The sequence below is a fragment of the Pseudoalteromonas sp. SG44-8 genome (assembly GCF_014164125.1).
GTDB lineage: Bacteria > Pseudomonadota > Gammaproteobacteria > Enterobacterales > Alteromonadaceae > Pseudoalteromonas > Pseudoalteromonas rhizosphaerae.
Genome location: NZ_JACJEQ010000005.1, coordinates 205926 through 226390 on the forward strand (window position 1 = coordinate 205926; position 20465 = coordinate 226390).

Annotated in this window: 18 protein-coding genes; 10 read left to right on the forward strand and 8 right to left on the reverse strand. The window is 40.9% G+C overall.

Going from position 1 to position 20465, the window contains the following annotated elements; genetic code table 11:
- Positions 1 to 81: 81 nt before the first annotated feature.
- Complete coding sequence (locus tag H5163_RS06685; protein WP_145235390.1) at positions 82 to 648, reverse strand: phosphoribosyltransferase; 567 nt, start codon at positions 646 to 648, stop codon at positions 82 to 84.
- Positions 649 to 882: 234 nt separating this feature from the next.
- Complete coding sequence (gene pepB, locus H5163_RS06690; RefSeq protein ID WP_182734720.1) at positions 883 to 2178, reverse strand: aminopeptidase PepB; 1296 nt, start codon at positions 2176 to 2178, stop codon at positions 883 to 885.
- 90 nt (positions 2179 to 2268) lie between these two features.
- On the opposite strand from pepB, the gene sfsA reads away from it, so the two are divergent.
- The 10 genes from sfsA (at position 2269) to mdoH (ending at position 12722) form a co-directional block, all read left to right on the forward strand.
- A complete protein-coding gene (sfsA, locus tag H5163_RS06695; protein WP_182734722.1) occupies positions 2269 to 2985 on the forward strand; it encodes a DNA/RNA nuclease SfsA in 717 nt (238 codons plus the stop codon).
- Between the two features lie 225 nt (positions 2986 to 3210).
- On the forward strand, positions 3211 to 3654 hold the full coding sequence (dksA, locus tag H5163_RS06700; RefSeq protein WP_145235383.1) for an RNA polymerase-binding protein DksA: 444 nt from the start codon (positions 3211 to 3213) through the stop codon (positions 3652 to 3654).
- Positions 3655 to 3671: 17 nt separating this feature from the next.
- Positions 3672 to 4616, forward strand: a complete 945-nt coding sequence (gene gluQRS, locus H5163_RS06705; protein WP_182734723.1) for a tRNA glutamyl-Q(34) synthetase GluQRS — start codon at positions 3672 to 3674, stop codon at positions 4614 to 4616.
- A 391-nt stretch (positions 4617 to 5007) separates the two neighbouring features.
- A complete protein-coding gene (gene pcnB / locus H5163_RS06710; protein WP_246175570.1) occupies positions 5008 to 6366 on the forward strand; it encodes a polynucleotide adenylyltransferase PcnB in 1359 nt (452 codons plus the stop codon).
- Positions 6367 to 6368: 2 nt separating this feature from the next.
- Positions 6369 to 6854, forward strand: coding sequence for a 2-amino-4-hydroxy-6-hydroxymethyldihydropteridine diphosphokinase (gene folK / locus H5163_RS06715; protein WP_145235378.1), 486 nt, complete (start codon positions 6369 to 6371; stop codon positions 6852 to 6854).
- Positions 6855 to 6885: 31 nt separating this feature from the next.
- The gene (panB, locus tag H5163_RS06720; RefSeq protein WP_145235375.1) at positions 6886 to 7680 is read left to right on the forward strand and encodes a 3-methyl-2-oxobutanoate hydroxymethyltransferase; all 795 of its coding nucleotides are present in this window, start codon (positions 6886 to 6888) and stop codon (positions 7678 to 7680) included.
- Complete coding sequence (gene panC / locus H5163_RS06725) at positions 7680 to 8531, forward strand: pantoate--beta-alanine ligase (RefSeq protein WP_145235373.1); 852 nt, start codon at positions 7680 to 7682, stop codon at positions 8529 to 8531. The genes panB and panC overlap by 1 nt, the downstream gene beginning before the upstream one ends.
- Positions 8532 to 8548: 17 nt before the next feature.
- Positions 8549 to 8788 carry a hypothetical protein gene (locus tag H5163_RS06730; RefSeq protein WP_145235371.1) on the forward strand — a complete coding sequence of 80 codons (240 nt, stop codon included), beginning with the start codon at positions 8549 to 8551 and terminating at the stop codon, positions 8786 to 8788.
- A gap of 336 nt (positions 8789 to 9124) precedes the next feature.
- Positions 9125 to 10789 (forward strand): glucan biosynthesis protein, encoded by a 1665-nt coding sequence (locus H5163_RS06735; RefSeq protein ID WP_259399787.1) that lies wholly within the window; start codon positions 9125 to 9127, stop codon positions 10787 to 10789.
- Positions 10761 to 12722, forward strand: coding sequence for a glucans biosynthesis glucosyltransferase MdoH (mdoH, locus tag H5163_RS06740; RefSeq protein WP_182734724.1), 1962 nt, complete (start codon positions 10761 to 10763; stop codon positions 12720 to 12722). Before H5163_RS06735 ends, mdoH begins: the two co-directional genes overlap by 29 nt.
- A 77-nt stretch (positions 12723 to 12799) precedes the next feature.
- Here mdoH and H5163_RS06745 read toward each other — a convergent pair whose 3' ends face one another.
- From H5163_RS06745 to epd, 6 genes are all read right to left on the reverse strand, one after another.
- Positions 12800 to 13768 carry a PstS family phosphate ABC transporter substrate-binding protein gene (locus H5163_RS06745; RefSeq protein ID WP_145235368.1) on the reverse strand — a complete coding sequence of 323 codons (969 nt, stop codon included), beginning with the start codon at positions 13766 to 13768 and terminating at the stop codon, positions 12800 to 12802.
- Positions 13769 to 13879: 111 nt separating this feature from the next.
- Positions 13880 to 15187 carry a phosphate regulon sensor histidine kinase PhoR gene (gene phoR / locus H5163_RS06750; RefSeq protein ID WP_149982118.1) on the reverse strand — a complete coding sequence of 436 codons (1308 nt, stop codon included), beginning with the start codon at positions 15185 to 15187 and terminating at the stop codon, positions 13880 to 13882.
- 71 nt (positions 15188 to 15258) lie between these two features.
- Positions 15259 to 15948: a phosphate regulon transcriptional regulator PhoB gene (gene phoB / locus H5163_RS06755; protein WP_145235364.1), complete on the reverse strand. Its 690-nt coding sequence runs from the start codon at positions 15946 to 15948 to the stop codon at positions 15259 to 15261.
- A 625-nt stretch (positions 15949 to 16573) separates the two neighbouring features.
- Positions 16574 to 17638: a class II fructose-bisphosphate aldolase gene (gene fba, locus H5163_RS06760; protein WP_145235361.1), complete on the reverse strand. Its 1065-nt coding sequence runs from the start codon at positions 17636 to 17638 to the stop codon at positions 16574 to 16576.
- A gap of 229 nt (positions 17639 to 17867) precedes the next feature.
- On the reverse strand, positions 17868 to 19043 hold the full coding sequence (locus H5163_RS06765) for a phosphoglycerate kinase (protein ID WP_145235359.1): 1176 nt from the start codon (positions 19041 to 19043) through the stop codon (positions 17868 to 17870).
- A 69-nt stretch (positions 19044 to 19112) separates the two neighbouring features.
- Positions 19113 to 20129, reverse strand: a complete 1017-nt coding sequence (gene epd / locus H5163_RS06770; RefSeq protein WP_145235357.1) for an erythrose-4-phosphate dehydrogenase — start codon at positions 20127 to 20129, stop codon at positions 19113 to 19115.
- Positions 20130 to 20465: the final 336 nt, after the last annotated feature.

Genomic DNA, 20465 nt, shown 5'->3' on the forward strand with positions numbered 1-20465 from the left:
TCGCCCCTAGATTGAACAAATTTCAATCCACAAAGGTCAACAGACCCTAATTAAGGCCTTTTTTATTTTTACTCAATAGATTTATTTTGCTAATAAAATATCGTGTATTTTTACTAAATCTGTTTTACCAGCGATGATCTCATCAGGTGTTAAACCCGATAGTTCATGCGGGAATACTAACCACTCTTCTGATTCATGAATGTAGTAGTCAGGCTTCATATCAACTTTAGAATTTTTTGGTTTGTAATACGGGCATGCAATGCGGATATCTTTAGGTAAGTTTAAACGCATCAATTCCGAAAGCTTTTCTTTCAGCGCAAAAATACTACGCCCTGAATCAAATACATCATCAACAATCAATAACGAGTCACCTGCGTTAGCATTTTCAATAATGTAGTGTAGGCCATGTACTTTAATTTCTTTAGATTGCTTATTAATACCGTAATACGATGAAGTTCGCACCGCGATATGATCTGTCTCTATGCCCTTATAATCATAATACTCTTGCACTGCAATCCCAATTGGGGCACCCCCACGCCAAATACCAATAATAAAATCAGGACGAAAACCATCTTGGTATACTTGCGCCGCAACGCGAAATGAATCTTCAAGCAATTGTTGCGCTGTGATGTAGCACTTATCTGACATAATTAGAATTCCCAGTGTGAGTTGATCATTCAAGTATAGTTTATGAATACGACTTAAATAAAAGCAGCGCTTTTAATATAAGAAATATAACTTCAAACCTTAATCACTTGAAATGCAAAAGTGGGGCGAGATTTTAGCGCAAATAAACTAAAAAAGCTTGTTTCTGTTTGTAATTACATTTTTATAGCCAACAAAAAAGCGCCTAAAACGGCGCTTTTTTAAACATATTTAAGATTACGCTTTTTCTAGTAAAGTACGTGCAACCGTGCGCATCCCGACTGTTGTCGCGCCCGCAGCCCATTGACTCGTGCTACCCATATTAAACGCTGCCGCTAAATCCATATGCACCCAGCCTTTGCCGTCGTTTGGTACAAAACGTGACAAGAAACCAGCAGCATTTGATGCGCCACCATAACCACCGCCTTTTTGGGCACGGCTGTTAGCTGTATCAGCGTATGGTGAAGGACAGTTTTGTTGATGCCACTTTTCAAGTGGAAGTGGCCACGCGCCTTCCATTTCTTGCCCAGCAAAGCCTTCAACTTCACGTACAAACTCTTTATCAAGTCCAAATAAGGCATTGTACTCTTGACCAACAGCAACTAGCGCAGCGCCTGTTAGTGTCGCCGCATCAATAATTAAAGGTGCACCTGTTTCAGCTGCAGCCATTAAGCCATCAGCAAGTACTAAGCGTCCTTCAGCGTCAGTGTTAACAATCTCAACTGTCGTGCCGTTTTTATAGGTAAGGATATCACCCAGCTTATATGCATGGCCTGAAATAAGGTTCTCAGCACAGCATAAAAACAGTTTAATACGTTTATTAATACCGCGACTAATAGCCAATGCCAAACCTGCGGTAACCGTTGCAGCACCGCCCATGTCGCACTTCATACCTAACATACCTTCGCTGGCTTTAATTGAATAACCGCCAGAGTCAAAAGTAATCCCCTTACCAACAAGCGCTGCATCTACAGGCGCATTTTCATCGCCAGTTGGATTGTAATCAAGTGCAAGTAATACAGGCGGGCGCTCACTACCGCGACCAACAGCATGGATACCAATCCACTGCTGCTCAAGTAGCGCATCACCTTTGATGATTTGATAGCTCACGTGTTCAGGAGCTAGTGATTGAATAAATTCAGCAGCTTTACCAGCTAAACTTTCAGGGAAGATATAATCCGCCGTGCCATTGATCATTTCACGCGCCCAAGTAGCAGAACGAAGTAATGAAGCAAGCTCTTGGCTATCTGTTTTAGCATTTTCAGCAAATTCAACACCGTGTAATGACTTAGGCGATACAAACCCTTGATAAAAAGCCCACTGTGTTTCTGTACACCAGCAATCACCAGCTAGCACGACATTTTTAACGCCTTGATTGGCAATACTGCGCGCGGCTTTTTGTACATTTACTAATGTTTCTTGTTCAGATAAATGAACCGTTGCACCGTGCTCATTAAAAGATAACGTGGCGGTTTCGCCCCAATGCGATGCAGCACCCTGCTCGCTTAATTGAACAACAAATTTTTCAGACATGTTAGAATACTCTTTGCGCTAAAATAGTGACAATGAGTTTACTATAGCCACAACAACTTCCCAACTGCTTGAGACCAAATAACTAAAATAATGAAATATACAACGCCACTCCAACACGCTACTTTAATCAAACGCTACAAACGTTTTTTAGCCGATTTACGCCTTAGCGATGGCTCAGAGTTTACCGCCCATTGTGCCAACACAGGTAAAATGACTGGTTGCGCGGAGCCTGACTTTGCAGCCTTTTATTCCACCAGTAGCAATCAAAAAAGAAAATATCCTCATTCATTAGAATTGACGCAAAACCAGTTTGGCCATCTGATCTGTGTAAATACGGCAATCGCGAATAAAATCGTTGCAGAAGCACTTCATGCAGCGCTAATCAGCGAGCTTAACGGCTACACTAAAATACAGCCAGAGGTTAAATATGGTGATGAAAATAGCCGTATCGATTTTTTACTTACAGCTCCCCAACGCCCAGACTGCTATGTAGAAGTAAAATCTGTCACTTTACTCAGTCAAAATGCCCCACAAAGTGGCCAAGGTTACTTCCCTGATGCCGAAACTCTTCGCGGTCAAAAGCATATTCGTGAATTAATTGAAATGGTTGCACAAGGCCATCGTGCAGTGCTGCTGTTTGCAGTATTACATCAAGGGATTAAGCAAGTTAGTGCGGCGCGCCATATTGACGAAAAGTACGCCCAACTAGTTGATTTGGCAATTACTAAAGGTGTAGAAGTACTTGCTTATAAAGCAGATATTTCGAGCGCTGAAATTACACTAATAGAAAAGCTCACTTTTAATTAAAAGCGACTTGTTTTTAAGGTTTTCGCCCATATAACAAGGCAAGTTTTTAAGCACTTATCTATAAGTAATGGGTGTAAAAACCACTTATCGTACCTTTTTTAATTTTATTGATGCGGTTTAAGTAGGACTAATTAATGAAAAATAAATTTGCCTAGGCCATAGGATTCTGTTATTTATAGCCGCCGGCTCATGCTGGGCATTATATTAAGGATTTAGGAGAAAGTTATGCCAGACCAAAAAAAATTAGGGTTATTGGCTCAGGCCGGATTAGAACCATACCAGGAAAAGCCGGGCGAAGAGTATATGAATGATGCACAACGCACTCATTTCAAAACTATTTTGGAAGCATGGCGCAACGATTTACGCAATGAAGTTGACCGAACTAAATCGCATATGCAAGACGAAGCTGCTAACTTCCCTGATCCAGTTGACCGCGCAGCACAAGAAGAAGAGTTCTCTTTAGAACTTCGTACTCGTGACCGTGAACGTAAACTGATCAAAAAAATTGAAAAAACGATCCAATTAATCAAAGAAGATGATTTTGGTTTTTGCGATTCGTGCGGGATTGAAATTGGTATCCGCCGTTTAGAAGCACGTCCTACAGCTGACTTGTGTGTAGACTGTAAAACGCTTGCGGAAATCAAAGAAAAACAATCTGGACGTGGTTAATTACTAGTAATTAATCAATGTCTACCACAGCCGTTACTGCGCCTATGCGCAACTATCGCGGTCGCTTTGCGCCGTCACCTTCTGGACCACTTCATTTTGGTTCTCTTGTGGCGGCTGTGGGCAGCTACCTTGACGCGAAAAGCAACCAAGGCACTTGGTTAGTCCGTATTGAAGATATCGACACAACACGTGTTGTAGACGGCGCCGCTAAAGATATTCTCAATACCTTAGAAGCCTATGGTTTGTACTGGGATGAAGACGTAGTCTATCAAACTCAACGCCATGACTTGTATGCGCATACCATTAATAATCTAAATAACCAGCACCTAATTTATGCTTGCCACTGCTCGCGCAAAGAAATTAAAGCGCTTGGCGGTATTTATCAAGGCCATTGTCGTCATTTAAAGCATAGTCAGAACAGCAGCGCACTGCGGTTAATTCAGCAACATGCTACATGCCAATACCATGATCTCATTCAAGGTGAGATAAATGTAGCTCATGATCTCGCCCACGAAGATTACTTAATAAAGCGCAGTGATGGGCTATTTGCTTATCAACTAGTGGTGGTCGCAGACGATATTGCCCAAGGTATCACTCATGTCGTACGCGGCGCAGACTTGCTTGAACCAACCGCACGCCAATTGAGTTTATTTAAACAATTAGCTGCCACGGCCCCCCATTACGCACATTTACCATTAGCAGTCGCTAAACCTGGGTTTAAATTATCAAAACAAAACTATGCCCCAGCTATTAGCAAAAGTAACCCCAAACCGGCTTTGCTGAGTGCATTCGAATTTTTAGGGTTGGCGCCCAAAGATGAATTACTTGAACTAAATATCGAGCAAATGCTAGCTTGGGGAGTCGACAATTACAGCTTGCAAAACGTCCCTAAAATGACACAAATTCAAATTTCGCAAAACCCGCACAGTCATACAACCGCCTTTACGCATTTAAACAAATAAAAATTCACTAAAAAGGGCTAATTTTAAGGCCTTCAACTTAATTTTTAAGCTGTGCTGGTATATGATAGCCCACCTTAAATGTGCAATTCATTTAATTAATACCAATTGCGTTAAGGTTGTACACTATTATAGCAACAGTCAAGTAGCTCAATAACAGGATAATAATTTCCAGCATCGTTATGCTAGAAAATTTTAACCCTAGCAATGACTGTTTAACTGACTAGAATGAACAAGACTCTAATACCATAGGTATTACCAAGTAAACGCAACACATGTGCAGTTAATAGCAAAGTGAAGCTATACTTGGTTTGATTTTGATGGCGTCCATCAAATAACCGAATTCTGTAGGAGACAGATTATTATTTCCAAGCTTTTTCAATTTTGTCGGCAAATTATTGGCCCAACCGCCTCTGTAACAGCCGAACATACTCAAGTCTCTGCGCAGCCTTTAATAGTTGGACGCAATGAGCATGGTATTTCTCGCAAACAATTTAGCCCAAATGCAATCAAGGTATTATATCGCCTGAAAGACGGAGGCTTTGATGCCTACCTTGTTGGTGGTTGCATTCGTGATATTTTGTTAGGTCAACAACCAAAAGATTTTGATGTGGTCACCAATGCCACTCCTGATCAGGTTAAAAAGCTATTTCGTAATTGCCGCTTAATTGGCCGTCGCTTTCGTTTAGCACACATTGTTTTTGGTCGTGAAATAATCGAAGTGGCCACCATGCGTGGTCATCACGAAGCGCCTGAAGATAAAAACCAAATTAGCCAATCGAGTGACCAAGGACAACTGCTGCGCGATAATGTTTTTGGTAGTATTGAAGAAGATGCTGAACGCCGCGATTTTTCAATCAATGCGTTATATTATTCAATTAATGATTTTTCAATCCATGATTATGCTAATGGCTTAGCAGCTATTAACGCTCGACAAATCGAGATGATTGGTGATCCAGCAACCCGTTACCGCGAAGATCCTGTACGTATGCTGCGCGCAGTTCGCTTTGCAACCAAACTCGATATGTCGATTGCACCGGCAACAGAGCAACCATTAAATGAATTAGCAAGCCTGTTAGATAATATACCTGCAGCGCGGTTATTTGAAGAAACACTGAAACTGTTTTTAAATGGCAAGGCCGAAGCAAACTTTTTAATGCTACGTAAATATGGCCTTTTCAAATCATTATTTCCAGCCCTTGATAGTATTTTAGATAGTAATCCTGATGGCTTAGAATTCGCTTTAATTCAACAGATGTTCCGTAATACAGATGAGCGTATTAATGCGGAGAAAAAAGTAACTCCAGCATTTATTTTTGCTGCATTGTTATGGTTCCCATTATTGCAGATCACTAAAGCACTGCAAGAACAAGAGCAACTATCTGAATACGATGCTTTCGCTCAAGGTATGAACAAAGTACTCAGTGATAATGCCCAACATATCGCCGTACCAAAACGCTTTACCCTTGGCGCTCGTGATATCTGGCATATTCAACACCGCTTAGATAAACGCTCAGGACAACGTGCATATCGCCTGACACAGCAACCACGCTTTAAAGCTGCGTATGACTTTTTACTCTTGCGCGTACAGGCCGGTGAAAAACAGCATCAGCAATTAGTTAACTGGTGGACTGACTATTTAAAACAAGACATCAATGGTCAAAAAGAGCTAGTTAAAGCGTTAGGTACGCAAGGCGCAACAAAAGGCCGTCGTCGTACTCGCCGCCGCAGCCCAAAACCAGCGGCTGAATGATCATGGAAACCGTCTACCTTGGTTTAGGGGCTAATTTAAACGCCCCTCGTACTCAGCTAGATCATGCTGTTGCAGCACTGCGTGCATTGGCTGATTGCGAGTTTATTGGTGTATCGCATTATTACGCTAGTAAACCGATGGGCCCGCAAGATCAACCTGACTACGTTAACGCTGTTGCGGCGCTAAAAACCACGCTATTACCTGAGCAGTTGCTTGATTTAACACAACAGATAGAACTTGAACACGGTCGAGTACGAAAAGCACAGCGCTGGGGGCCGCGCACCTTAGATATTGATATTTTATTATTTGGTGATCAAGTCATTAATAGCGAGCGTTTAATTGTGCCACATTATGGTCTAACTGAACGCGAGTTTGTGGTTTACCCGCTACTTGAAATAGCCCCAAATATTACGCTGCCAAATGGTATATTACTTCACAGTATTAGCACTAATTTGGCACTAAACGAATTACAACAATTACCTCTGTAATTAATTTCAGGCCGTTGCCTACGAGGATACTATGTCTAAAATAACCGTTTCTACGCTTAATAAAATGAAAGCAGACCAACAAAAAATCACGGCATTAACGGCCTACGATGCCAGCTTTGCAAAGTTATTTCATGATAACGGCGTAGACGTTATTTTAGTCGGTGATTCGTTAGGCATGGTGTTACAAGGTGGCGACGATACACTGGCTGTCACCAATCAAGATATTGCATATCATACTCGCAGCGTACGCGCCGGGAGCCGTGATTTATTCGTCATTGCAGATATGCCATTTATGACCTACTCAAACCCAGCCGAGAGCTGTAAAAATGCAGCAGAATTAATGCGAGCTGGCGCTAACATGGTCAAACTTGAGGGGGGCGAATGGCTGTATGACTCAGTTGTTGCGCTGACTCAACAAGGTATACCGGTATGTGGACATTTAGGCTTAACACCGCAATCAGTACATGTGTTTGGTGGTTTTAAAATCCAAGGCCGTAGTGAACAACAAGCACAAAAAATGATTAGCGATGCTCAGGCGCTTGCCGCGGCAGGCGCACAAATGCTGGTTCTTGAATGTATTCCATCTGAACTTGCCAAATTAATTACTGACGCGGTTAATATTCCTACCATTGGTATTGGTGCAGGTAATCAAACTGATGGCCAAATTCTAGTCATGCATGACTTAGTTGGCATTTCAGCAGGTTACATCCCTAAATTTTCTAAAAACTTTTTACTCGAAACAGGCAATATGCCGGATGCGGTTAAAAAATATTGTAGCGACGTTAAAAGTGGTGCTTTTCCAAGCACGGAACATGAGTTTAAATAATGCAGTCGATCACTGAAATAAAATCATTACGTAGTCAAATTAAAGCATGGCGCCAAGCAGGGCTTAGTGTAGCACTAGTGCCAACTATGGGTAATCTACATCAAGGGCATTTTTCACTCGTTGAGAAAGCCAAAAACATGGCTGATAAAGTCGTGGTTAGTATTTTTGTAAACCCAATGCAATTTGGTGTCAACGAAGATCTTGATAACTACCCGCGCACCCTCATTGCGGATAAACAAGGACTGGCAGAGCTTGGTACTGATATTGTATTTACCCCAAGTGTGGAAGCCATTTACCCTAACGGTTTAGATGCGCAAAGCTTTGTCGATGTGCCAAATATATCAATGGGTTATTGCGGCGGATCACGTCCAGGTCATTTTCGCGGTGTAGCAACGGTGGTTACTAAATTATTTAACTTAGTACAACCTGACTATGCGTGCTTTGGTGAAAAAGACTATCAACAGTTGCAAGTGATTAAAACCATGGCTCATGACCTGTCAATTCCAGTAGAAATTATTGGCGTTGCAACCAGCCGTGAAGTGTCTGGGTTAGCTATGAGCTCTCGCAATGGCTACTTATCAGAAGCTCAAAAAGAAACAGCGACAGTGCTATTTAAAACCCTTAATTGGAGCGCAGAACAGTTAAACTCGGGGCTGCGTGATTTTGACGACATATGCCGACAAGCAAAGCAGCAACTAGAGCAAGCAGGGCTCAAAATTGACTACTTTGAAATAGCTCAGCGCGATACCTTAAAAAAAGCTACACTCAATGATAGTCAACTAGTGATTTTGGCGGCAGCCTTCTTAGGGCCAGTAAGGCTAATAGACAATCTGCTCGTTGATATTACATAACAATAATTGGGATAAGCATGAATTCATTATTAAAATTATCAAGCATTTCGCTGTGTATAGGCATATTAGCTGGGTGTCAAAACCAAATAGAAAATCCAGAAATGCAGCAATGCGCACAACAGAATTATCAATGTGAAGTGAACTGCGAACAGCAAAGCACCGGCGAAGGCATGGTATATAAAGTATGTAATACTAAATGTATTGAAGCCTATAACCAATGCAAAGCAAATGCCCAAGCATTAGGTAATGTGCAATAACTAATGTTAACTTGCCAATTATCATGATTGGCAAGTTTCCTCCCTCCCAGCGCCTACTTTAGGCAAACTTTCTACATCAAACCATCGTGATTTTTCTGCCATTCACCTTATAGCAAGGTTTACTCTAGTAATATCTACTGACATTAGTAATAAGTAGTCATACATTGCGTGTAATTATTTTCAGTTTATACAAAGAAAGTACACCCTCTACGATACTAGTAAATATAAAGTCATTGAAATATATAAGTTTATTTTAGGTTCGTTTTTTGCAAACTTGAATTCAACTAACTAAAGCATTTTAAAATTAACCAGATAACGGCTAAAGGAAAAAACCTCATGGAAACGATAACGCGGGCAGCTCTGTATCCATCATTTAAAACGAGGGTATTATTAGGTGCATTATTAGCCTTGTGTGCATGTAATGTCAGTGCGGCAGAACAACCAATAACAAAATCTGATGCGGATACTGCTGATGCTGTACCAACTACACAGCCAACTTTGCTTACAATCCCTTCTGAAAAATTATTTGCGGTGGTAACAGCTAGAGCCAAACAACTGGCTGCCAAAGACTACGTAGCAGCTCCCGTAATTGCTGTTGATGCGTTAAATAATATTAATTATCAGGACTATCGAGCGATTCGTTTTCGTCAAGACCATGCGATCTGGAAAGATGAAAGTTTATATGAGGTACAGTTATTCCATCCAGGTTTTCTCTATAAAAACCCTATCGTGATTAACACAGTTGATGCTGATGCAAAGGTAAAAAATCTACCATTTAAAACTGATTACTACCGCTATGATGGCACCGCAGCACCACTTGAGCAGGAAATTACCGCGGCTTTAGGCACCACTCAGTTGGGGCATGCCGGTTTTAGATTACACTTTCCTCTAAACAATAACGACTACAAAGATGAAGTTGCTGTATTTCAAGGCGCTTCATATTTTCGCATAGTGGGCCCTGATCAAGTGTATGGTATTTCAGCACGTGGCCTAGCGATTGATACAGCACTCAGCTCTGGTGAAGAGTTTCCAGTATTTAAAGAGTTTTGGTTAGTTAAGCCAAAACCTGAAGACACACATATTGTGCTATATGCATTACTTGATAGTCCTTCTGTTACTGGCGCATATCGTTTTGAGATCAGTCCATCAACAGCAACTGAAGTAACAACTAAAATGCAAATATTCGCCCGAAAAGATATCAAAAAACTAGGTATAGCACCGCTTACAAGCATGTTTTACCACGGCGAAAATAGCACTAAATTCTTTGATGATTACCGACCAGAAGTACATGACTCTGATGGTTTACTAATGCAATCACAAGACAATAAATGGGTGTGGCGTCCGCTAAATAACCCTAAACAGCTTAGTGTAACGTCATTTGGTTATGACAATCCAAAAGGTTTTGGACTAGCACAGCGCGACCGTGAGTTTAATAACTATCTCGATACTGAGGCACATTATCATGCCCGCCCAAGCCTGTGGATTGAACCACAAGGACAATGGGGAAATGGTCGAGTTGAGTTAGTAGAAATACCGACTGATACCGAGACCAATGACAATATCGTTAGCTATTGGGTACCAGAGCAACCACTTAAAGCAGGTGAAACACTTAGTTTTAGTTATAAATTGTCAACATTTAACGCGGCGCTTGCAAGCCAAGATAAAGCCCGAGTTTTACGCACTCGCATTGGCAGTGCTGCATTACCCGGTGAAGAAAATCCACCACCAAAAAGTCATCGCCAATTTACGGTTGACTTCACTGGTGACAATATTAACAACTTGTCAGCCAAACTAAAATTGCTTGCTAATTTGACCCTAAATTCAGGTGAAATAAGCGATAAAACAGTTCAACAATTACCAAATAATGAAGGATGGCGTGTTGCTTTTAAAGTCGCGCCAGAGGGCGGTAAGCCTGTAGACATGCGCTTATCATTAACACTACGTGACAAAGAAGTTAGCGAGGTATGGAGTTATGTCTGGTATCCAAATGACGTCGAGTAACAGTACAATGCCTTTTAAAAAGACTCGTGTATGGCTTTTTTCACTGTTAGTGTTAGCCATCTCAGCTTATGGTATGTGGATCATGTTTGATATTTTAAATTCAAATGGCATGACCCCGCTTGAGTATGCATTACTTGCGCTGTTTTCAATTACCTTCACTTGGATTGTGACCGCATTTTGCAGTGGCTGTATGGGATTTATTTTACAATTATTTAGAATTGACCCGCTGACACTGACGCGCCAAAAAGCAATCGAAATTGATCAGCAAGCATTGAGTAAAACCAGAACTGCTGTCGTTATGCCTATCTACAATGAAGATACGCAGCGAGTTATCGCAGGTTTTGAAGTGAGCTTACGTTCACTGATAAAAACAGGCCAATTTGCGCATTTTGATTTCTACTTATTAAGTGATACACAAGATAAAGAAATAGCTAACAATGAGCTAAAAGCGTGGCATGCCTTGACCGAACGCCTAGGTGATTTTGCCAAACAAACTTTTTACCGCCGCCGTGAAGATAACAAACACCGTAAAGTAGGTAACTTAACTGACTTTTGCGAGCGTTGGGGCAGTAAATACGAGCATATGATTGTACTTGATGCAGATAGCATCATGACGGGTCAGTGTATGCTTGAGCTCACCAGCAGCATGATCAACAATCCACAAGCTGGGCTTATTCAAACGATTCCGATCCCTGTTAGGCAAGATACCTTCTTTGGTCGCTTTCTACAGTTTGCGTCAGTACTTTATAGTCCAATGCTAGCAACCGGTTCAGCTTTTTGGCAGACTAATCACGCTAATTACTGGGGCCACAATGCCGTTATTCGGGTTAAAGCGTTTATTGATTGCTGCGGTTTACCGGTGCTCAAAGGTAATGCCCCTTTCGGCGGCGAAATTTTAAGTCATGACTTTGTCGAAGCATCATTACTGCATCGTTCTGGCTGGGATGTATTATTACTCAGTGATATACAAGGTAGCTACGAAGAAGTACCGAGTAATATTTTAGATTACGCTATTCGCGACAGGCGTTGGGTGCAAGGCAACATTCAGCATTTAGGTTTGTTACCTGCGTCGGGTTTAAAAATAATCAGCAAGCTGCACTTTTTATTAGGTGCAACGGCATATATTTCATCATTAATTTGGTTATCAATGTTAGTGCTAAGTACCATAGATGCGGTCACCCGTGCACTAAACAGTAATGTCTATTTTAATCAGGCGTATCAATTATTTCCGACTTGGCAAATAGCAAAAACAGAATTAATTAACTCGTTGCTTTTTGTCACAATTGTGTTGTTATTATTACCGAAATTAATGGGGATTATTGTCACACTGATCCATCGTAATAAACAATTTGGCGGCTCATTTAAATTAATTTTAGGCTCAATCATTGAAACCGTGTTTGCCATTATTATCGCCCCGCTGATGATGGTTTTTCATAGCTACTTTGTGGTGTGTGTATTTTTAGGTAAAAAAGTAACGTGGGACGCCCAGCCTCGATCAGGCCGCATGGTTCCGTGGCAAGAAGCGATAGGTTACACATTACTATCAACCTTAATCGCCTTAGCTTGGGGCGGTATTGCTTATTACTTTACGCCTGTATTCTTTTGGTGGTTATCGCCGATTTTAGTTGGATTGATCTTAGCAGCCCCAATTGTACGATATTCAAGTAGCATAGGCTTAGGCGTTAAATTACGTAAAATAGGCATATTTATTTGCCCGAGTGAAGTTGATAATAACGACACCCTTGCAGCCTTACGTGTACATGAGCAAGAAATAGCATTACCGAATGATGATGTTGCTAACTTTACAATCCCTACATTGCCGCAAGAGCAATCTAGCGTAATGCCAATTCAGAGCTTTAAGCGCCAAGGTTTAAGTAAACGTAAACGCGTTTTAAATGCCCATCAACAGCTCAAAAAGAAACTATTTAACTAACCTGAACCTAGTTGATATAAAAAAACCGCGCAATTTACATTGCGCGGTTTTTTATTAATTCATAGTTGGCGTTAAGTTTAAAGAAGACCTAGCTTCTTAAGTTCGCCCATTGCCATCTTGCCAGAAAGTGGTACATAACCATCTTTCTCTACAATTTTTTGGCCATCTTGTGATAACACCATTTTTAAGAACTCTGCTTCAATAGGTGCAAGCGGTTTATTCGGGTGTTTATTCACATAAACATATAAAAAGCGCGACAGTGGGTATTTACCTGTTGCTACATTTTCAAGTGTTGCATCAACAAAGTTATCGCCTTTTTTCGCCAGTGGTACAGTACGTACGCCTGATGTTTTATAACCGATACCTGAGTAACCAATTGCATTCACTGATGAAGAAATTGATTGCACTACCGATGCTGAACCTGGTTGCTCGTTCACGTTGTTACGGAAGTCACCTTTACATAGCGCTTTGTTTTTAAAGTATCCGTAAGTACCAGATACAGAATTACGGCCATAAAGCTGAATGTCTTTTGCAGCCCAATTCCCCGTTAAACCTACATCACTCCAACGAGTCACATCTGCATCAGCACCACATTTACGAGTTGAAGAGAAAATCGCATCGATTTGGTCGATACGTAAACCTTCAATTGGATTGTCTTTATGAACAAATACTGCCAATGCATCAATCGCTACACGTACTTCAGTAGGTTTATAACCGTAACGTTTTTCAAACGCTTCGATTTCTTTTGATTTCATTCTGCGGCTCATCGGGCCAAAGTTTGCTGTGCCTTCTGTCAATGCCGGTGGCGCAGTAGATGAACCAGCCGCTTGAATTTGGATGTTCACATTTGGGTAAATACGTTTATATTCTTCAGCCCAAAAGGTCATCATGTTGGCTAAAGTATCAGAGCCCACAGATGAAAAATTACCTGAAATACCACTGGTTTTTTGATACTCAGGAATAACTGTATCTACTGCCATTGCTTGTGCAGATACAAATGTTGTTACTGCCACACCCATTGCGGCTACTAGGTTTTTAAATCTCATTAGGTTGCTCCGATTTTGTTCGTCTATTTCTTAACTGTCGTCTACTCTAAAGAGAATAGATGACAGTTAGATTACTCTAAAATGACACTTTTATGACTTTGGCTTTTTGGCTCAATTATTTAATAGCACTGTTTTTTCACGACTAAAAGCAAACGAAAAACATGATCCTTCGCCTAATTTACTTTTAATTATCAATTGGCTATCGTGACGAGTTAATACATGTTTGGTGATGGCTAAACCCAGCCCTGAGCCACCGGTTGTACGACTACGCGCTTTATCAACCCGATAAAAACGCTCAGTTAAACGATTAATATGCTCTGGTGCAATACCATCGCCATTATCAACCACTGAAAAGTACGCTTGATTATCTTTTAGCTGCCAGCTTACGGTTATTTTACCGCCCGCCTTGGTGTAATGAATGGCATTAAACACTAAATTAGAGAAGGCACTGCGCAGCTCCTCTTCAGCGCCTTTTATATCGACGTTAGCATCAATATCAAATATCAACTCATGCCCTTTGTCTTGATTCAATGATTGTGCTTCAGTCCTAATATAGCTAAGTAACTGCGGTACATTGATCGCTTTATCATTATCTTGACGTCGAGCGCCTTCAATACGTGATAACGACAATAGCTGATTTACCAAGCTATCCATGCGTTTACACTGTTCAAGCATAGTACCTTGTGCTTTATTCCACATTGCCGGTGGTGGCACCATATCGCCATCAAACATTTCTAAGTAACCTGTAACAACGGTTAATGGCGTACGTAGCTCATGAGATACATTGGCCACAAAGTCTTTGCGCATTTGCTCAAGTTGCTTCAGTCGCGTGACATCACGCACAACAACCATTAATTGTGAGCTGGCATATGGCATTACCCGAAACTCTAAAACTTGCTCAACACTGTGACCACTTTCAAGTTCTAATGCTTCATCAAACAATTCCGTTTGCATATATTTCGCAAATTTAGGATCGCGAATAAGGTTGTCAAGCCGTTGACCATGATCCGCTGGCCACTGTAATCCAAGCACTTTTAAAGCTAGTTGATTACACCAAACAATACTTAAATCACGTTGTAGAACAATAACCGCATCAGGCACTGCTTCTGCGCCATCGCGAAAACGACGGATCAAATCAGCTAATTCATTACGTTTTTTACGGTTGCGATGTTGTAAATGGTAGATCCCTTCAAATACTTGCTCCCATGCCCCCTCGCCTTCAGGTGGATTAAAACTACGTTGATTCAATAGCCAATCACTGAGCCGATAGAGTTGATGATAATGCCAAACAAGCAGTGAAAAAGATCCTAAAAATAAAAGCAAAAATGGCGCACCAATAAGCACGCCAATTAATAATAAAGGTAGGAAATAGATAAACAGACGCTTTGCTAACGCCTGCTTATTAACAACTCGATACATACACTCACTTTACCTTAGAGTAAGTAAATTTAAGCCAAAATTAGTTATTGGCTTGGTCATCTCCATGACTCTTATAATTTACTGGAAAAACGATAGCCTGCACCACGTACAGTTTGTACTAAACGGTCATGACCAAGCGGTGCAATCGCTTTGCGTAAGCGACGAATATGCACGTCTACGGTTCTATCTTCAACATAGACATTAGTCCCCCATACGTTATCTAGTAGCTGTTCACGGCTATAAACACGTTCAGGATGAGTCATAAAGAAATGCAATAAGCGAAATTCTGTCGGTCCCATATCCAACTCGCTACCTTCAGAGGTAACACGGTGTGAAATAGGATCAAGACGTAAACCATGTACATCAATCGCTTCTTCCAATGAAGTAGGCGACACACGACGAATAACGGCTTTAATACGCGCCATTAATTCTTTTGGTGAAAATGGTTTAGTAACATAATCATCAGCACCGACTTCAAGACCGCGAACTTTATCTTCTTCTTCGCCGCGAGCAGTCAGCATAATAATAGGAATTTGGCGAGTATATTCACTTTGCTTAAACTTTTTAGCAATTTGAATTCCACTACCACCTGGTAGCATCCAATCTAATAACACCATATCTGGATAAGGCTCTACCATCGCTGCAATGGCTGAATCGTAATCTTCCGCTTCAATTGCTTGAAAACCATTTTGCTCTAATACAAAAACCAGCATCTCTCTGATCGGTGCTTCGTCATCGACGACAAGTACTTTACGTGACATTCCAATTTATCTCTTTCGTTATCGAACTAGTTTTCATTATTATGACTAAGTATGACATTTTTATGAAAGTGTAACGTGTAAATCGAAATGCGGGGTAAAAAATGCAAAATAAACCCTTTTAAGGTACAAAATTAGCATACATTATCAAATTTCACATTTAAAAATCATACTTTATAATTGCTACATTACTACTTTGTATTAAATTCCCCTTTCAATAATCAACTATACAGTATCACGATGTAAGCCACGAAAGCATCTTCACACTCTAACTCAATTAAAACGCCTATTAACATCGGCGATCATTAACAGAGATCAAAATCCTACCAAGTTTCATTTCAGGGATCATTCGTTTACCAACCGAGTTAGATCTGGGATCAGTGTTTTACCTAGCCAAAGCCATAAGTTGTTGATCATTTATACAACAAAGCTTTGAAATGGCTATTTTTATAACAAAACCTCTGCCAATCAAGCTGATCCTTAGTAAAAATCTGATCCCAACAAAGCACAGTTAGTAAAGCAATGATCCCAAAGCCCCTGCTTGGTAAAATAATGATCTTTTACGATCAGGCATAAAAAAGCCAGTAGCTTTAACACTACTGGCTGTTTTATAACTTAATAAATTAAATTATTTAATTTTCGGATCTAATTCACCCGTTAAATATTTAAGGTGCATCTCATCAAGTGAGATTGGTTTGATCTTACCTGCTTGACCCGCTGTACCAAATGACTCATAACGTGCAACACAGATCTCAGTCATTGCTTTTGTCGCTTCAGCTAAATACTTACGTGGATCAAAGTTTGCTGGATTAAGCGCAAGATGGCGACGAATAGCCCCTGTAGATGCTAATCGTAAGTCTGTATCGATATTTACTTTACGCACACCAAACTTAATTCCCTCAACGATCTGCTCAACTGGCACACCATAGGTTTCTGGGATCTCACCACCATATTGGTTGATGATCTCAAGCCATTCTTGCGGCACTGATGACGAACCGTGCATAACTAAGTGAGTGTTAGGAATACGTGCGTGGATCGCTTTAATACGATCAATCGCCAAAATATCATCCGTTGGCGGACGTGTAAATTTATACGCGCCGTGTGAAGTACCACACGCAATCGCTAAGGCATCAACATGGGTTTTACTTACAAAATCGGCCGCTTCTTCTGGATCGGTTAGCATTTGGTCTGTGGTTAGTTTACCTTCAGCACCAACGCCATCTTCTTCGCCAGCTTCGCCAGTTTCAAGTGAGCCTAGCACACCTAACTCGCCTTCAACAGACACACCACAAGAGTGTGCAAGTTCAACAGTTTTACGCGTTACATCAACGTTATACTCATATGATGATGGTGTTTTACCATCGCTCATTAACGAGCCATCCATCATCACTGATGAAAAACCTAATTGAATTGAACGTTGGCAAACGCCAGGTGAGGTACCGTGATCTTGATGCATTACCACTGGAATATGTGGCCACTCTTCAATCGCAGCTAAAATCATATGACGTATAAATGGGGCACCAGCATAGGCACGAGCGCCAGCTGAACCTTGTACAATTACTGGGCTGTTAGTTTTGTCAGCCGCCATCATAATAGCGCGGATCTGCTCTTGGTTATTAACGTTAAATGCTGGTACGCCATAACCATGTTCAGCTGCATGATCAAGAAGTTGTCGCATACTGATTAAAGCCATTTGGTATTCTCCAAATTGTCGATAGCTGCGCACGCGCAAAACTACCTAGTTCGAACGGAATAGTTGAGTTCGGTGCAATCACTGCACCTCGATAGTATTGGCTCTTGCCAAATTTACCGTCATACAAAACCAGCTATTAAATAAGGGTGAGAGGTATTTAATATCTGATCATACTCAGTGTAGTTAGCAGCCTAAACTAACGATTGCTAACTACATTGAGAAACGCTAATTACTTAGCGCGTTGTTCAAGCATAGCAACTGCTGGTAATTTTTTCCCTTCTAAAAACTCAAGGAAAGCACCACCGCCAGTTGAAATATACGAAATTTTATCGGCAATGCCGTATTTATCAATCGCTGCTAACGTATCACCGCCACCAGCTATTGAGAACGCATTTGAATTAGCGATTGCTTGAGCAATAGCACGGGTGCCATTACCAAACTGGTCAAATTCAAATACACCTACTGGACCATTCCATACAACAGTACCTGCATTAGCAATAATTTTTGCAAGTTTGCTCGCTGTATCTGGGCCAATATCAAAAATCATATCTGTGTCTGTTACTTCGCTAACATCTTTTAATGTTGCAACGGCTGATTCTGAAAACTCATTGCCAACAACCACATCAGTAGGTACTGGTATTTCACCATTATTACTTTTAGCAGCCGCACTTAGCTTATTTGCTTCATCAATTAGGTCAGCTTCGTATAATGACTTACCAACCGGGTAGCCTGCCGCAGCAATAAAGGTATTTGCAATACCGCCACCAGTGACTAATTGATCAACAATCGTTGAAAGTGAATCAAGTACTGTTAGTTTAGTTGATACTTTAGAGCCGCCCACAATCGCCACTAATGGACGAGCGGGGTTATCAAGTGCTTTACCTAATGCCTCTAATTCAGCCGCCAATAGTGGGCCTGCACAAGCAACATCTGCAAATAAACCAACGCCATGGGTAGACGCTTGAGCACGATGGGCGGTACCAAATGCATCCATTACATACACATCACATAATGCAGCAAGCTTTTTAGATAACGCTTCGTCATCTTTGCTTTCGCCAACATTAAAGCGTACGTTTTCAAAAACGACCACTTCATTATCAGCAATTTCAACGCCATTTAAGTAATCTTTTTCAAGACGTACATTTTGTTCAAGTGCTTCATTAAGGTAATCAACAACTGGCGCTAAAGAAAACGCTTCATCATATTCCCCTTCCGTAGGGCGGCCTAGGTGTGACATAACCATTACTTTAGCGCCTTTTTCAAGGGCTAATTTAATACTCGGTAATGCAGCACGAATACGTGCATCTGAGGTCACTTTACCTGCTTTTACTGGTACATTTAAATCTTCACGAATTAACACGCGTTTGCCGTTTAAATCTAAATCCGCCATATTTATGACCGACATGGACTTCTCCTTAGTTAACGATACTGACTTGAAATATATAGGTTTTATTTTTAGGTTTGAACTTTTATATTAATTACTTGCTGCCATCATCACTCGTGCTGTATCGAGCATTCTATTAGCAAACCCCCACTCATTATCACACCACACTAACAACTTTATCAGTCGTTTATGACTGACTCGTGTCTGTGTGCCATCTATAATACAAGAATGTGGGTCATGATTAAAATCAACCGAGACCAATGGCTCTTCGGTATAACTTAAAATACCTTCTAGGCGGTCTCTCGCTGCTGCTTTTAATACCTTATTTACCGCTTTTAAATCAACATCGGCGTTGACAGTCACACTCAAATCCATCGCAGTAACATTGATAGTAGGTACTCGCACCGAAATAGCTTCAAAGCGGCCATGGAACTTAGGTAAAATACGCTCAATACCGCGAGCTAATTTAGTATCAACGGGAATAATCGACTGACTCGCAGCGCGGGTACGACGTAAATCATGATGATAAGCATCAATTACTTGCTGATCATTCATCGACGCATGAATAGTCGTAATCGCCCCTGATTCTATACCAAAGGCATCATCAAGTACTTTAATCACCGGTACTATACAGTTTGTGGTACATGATCCATTAGAGACAATCGTATGCTCAGCGAGTAGTTCATCATCATTGATACCATAAACAATAGTGGCATCAACATCCGCATCTGCGGGCTGAGAAAATAAGACTTTCTTTGCGCCAGCATCAAGATGTAATTGCGCATGTTCACGAGAGTGATACACACCAGTACATTCTAAAACCACATCAACATCAAGTAACTGCCAAGGTAATTCACGCGGGTTTTGTTCTGCAAATAAAGCAATTGTATCGCCCGCTACCGATAAGGTGTCTTCACCTAAAGTAACTGGAAACGCAAAACGGCCATGAGACGTATCATATTTAAGAAGATGAGCGATCCCTTGAGGATCAGCAAGTTCATTAATCGCAACAATTTTGATCTCGTCGCTTAAGCCCGATTCATAAAGAGCGCGAACAATATTTCGACCAATTCGACCAAAACCATTGATTGCAAGTTTGATTGCCATGAAGAAGAAAATCCACTCTAGTTGCTTGCAGATAAAGGCAACCTGCCTTTTAGATGCGCGTATTGTAATCGACCTTTGTCTTGATTATAAGAGGGAAAGTTAAATAAATGTTTTAAGCCCGCTTTTGATGCTGCAATTTTGGTAATCGACCTTTGTCTTGATTATAAGAGGGAAAGTTAAATAAATGTTTTAAGCCCGCTTTTGATGCTGCAATTTTGGTAATCGACCTTTGTCTTGATTATAAGAGGGAAAGTTAAATAAATGTGTTAAGCCTGCTTTTGATGCTGCAATTTTGGTAATCGACCATTGTCTTGATTATAAGAGGGAAAGTTAAAT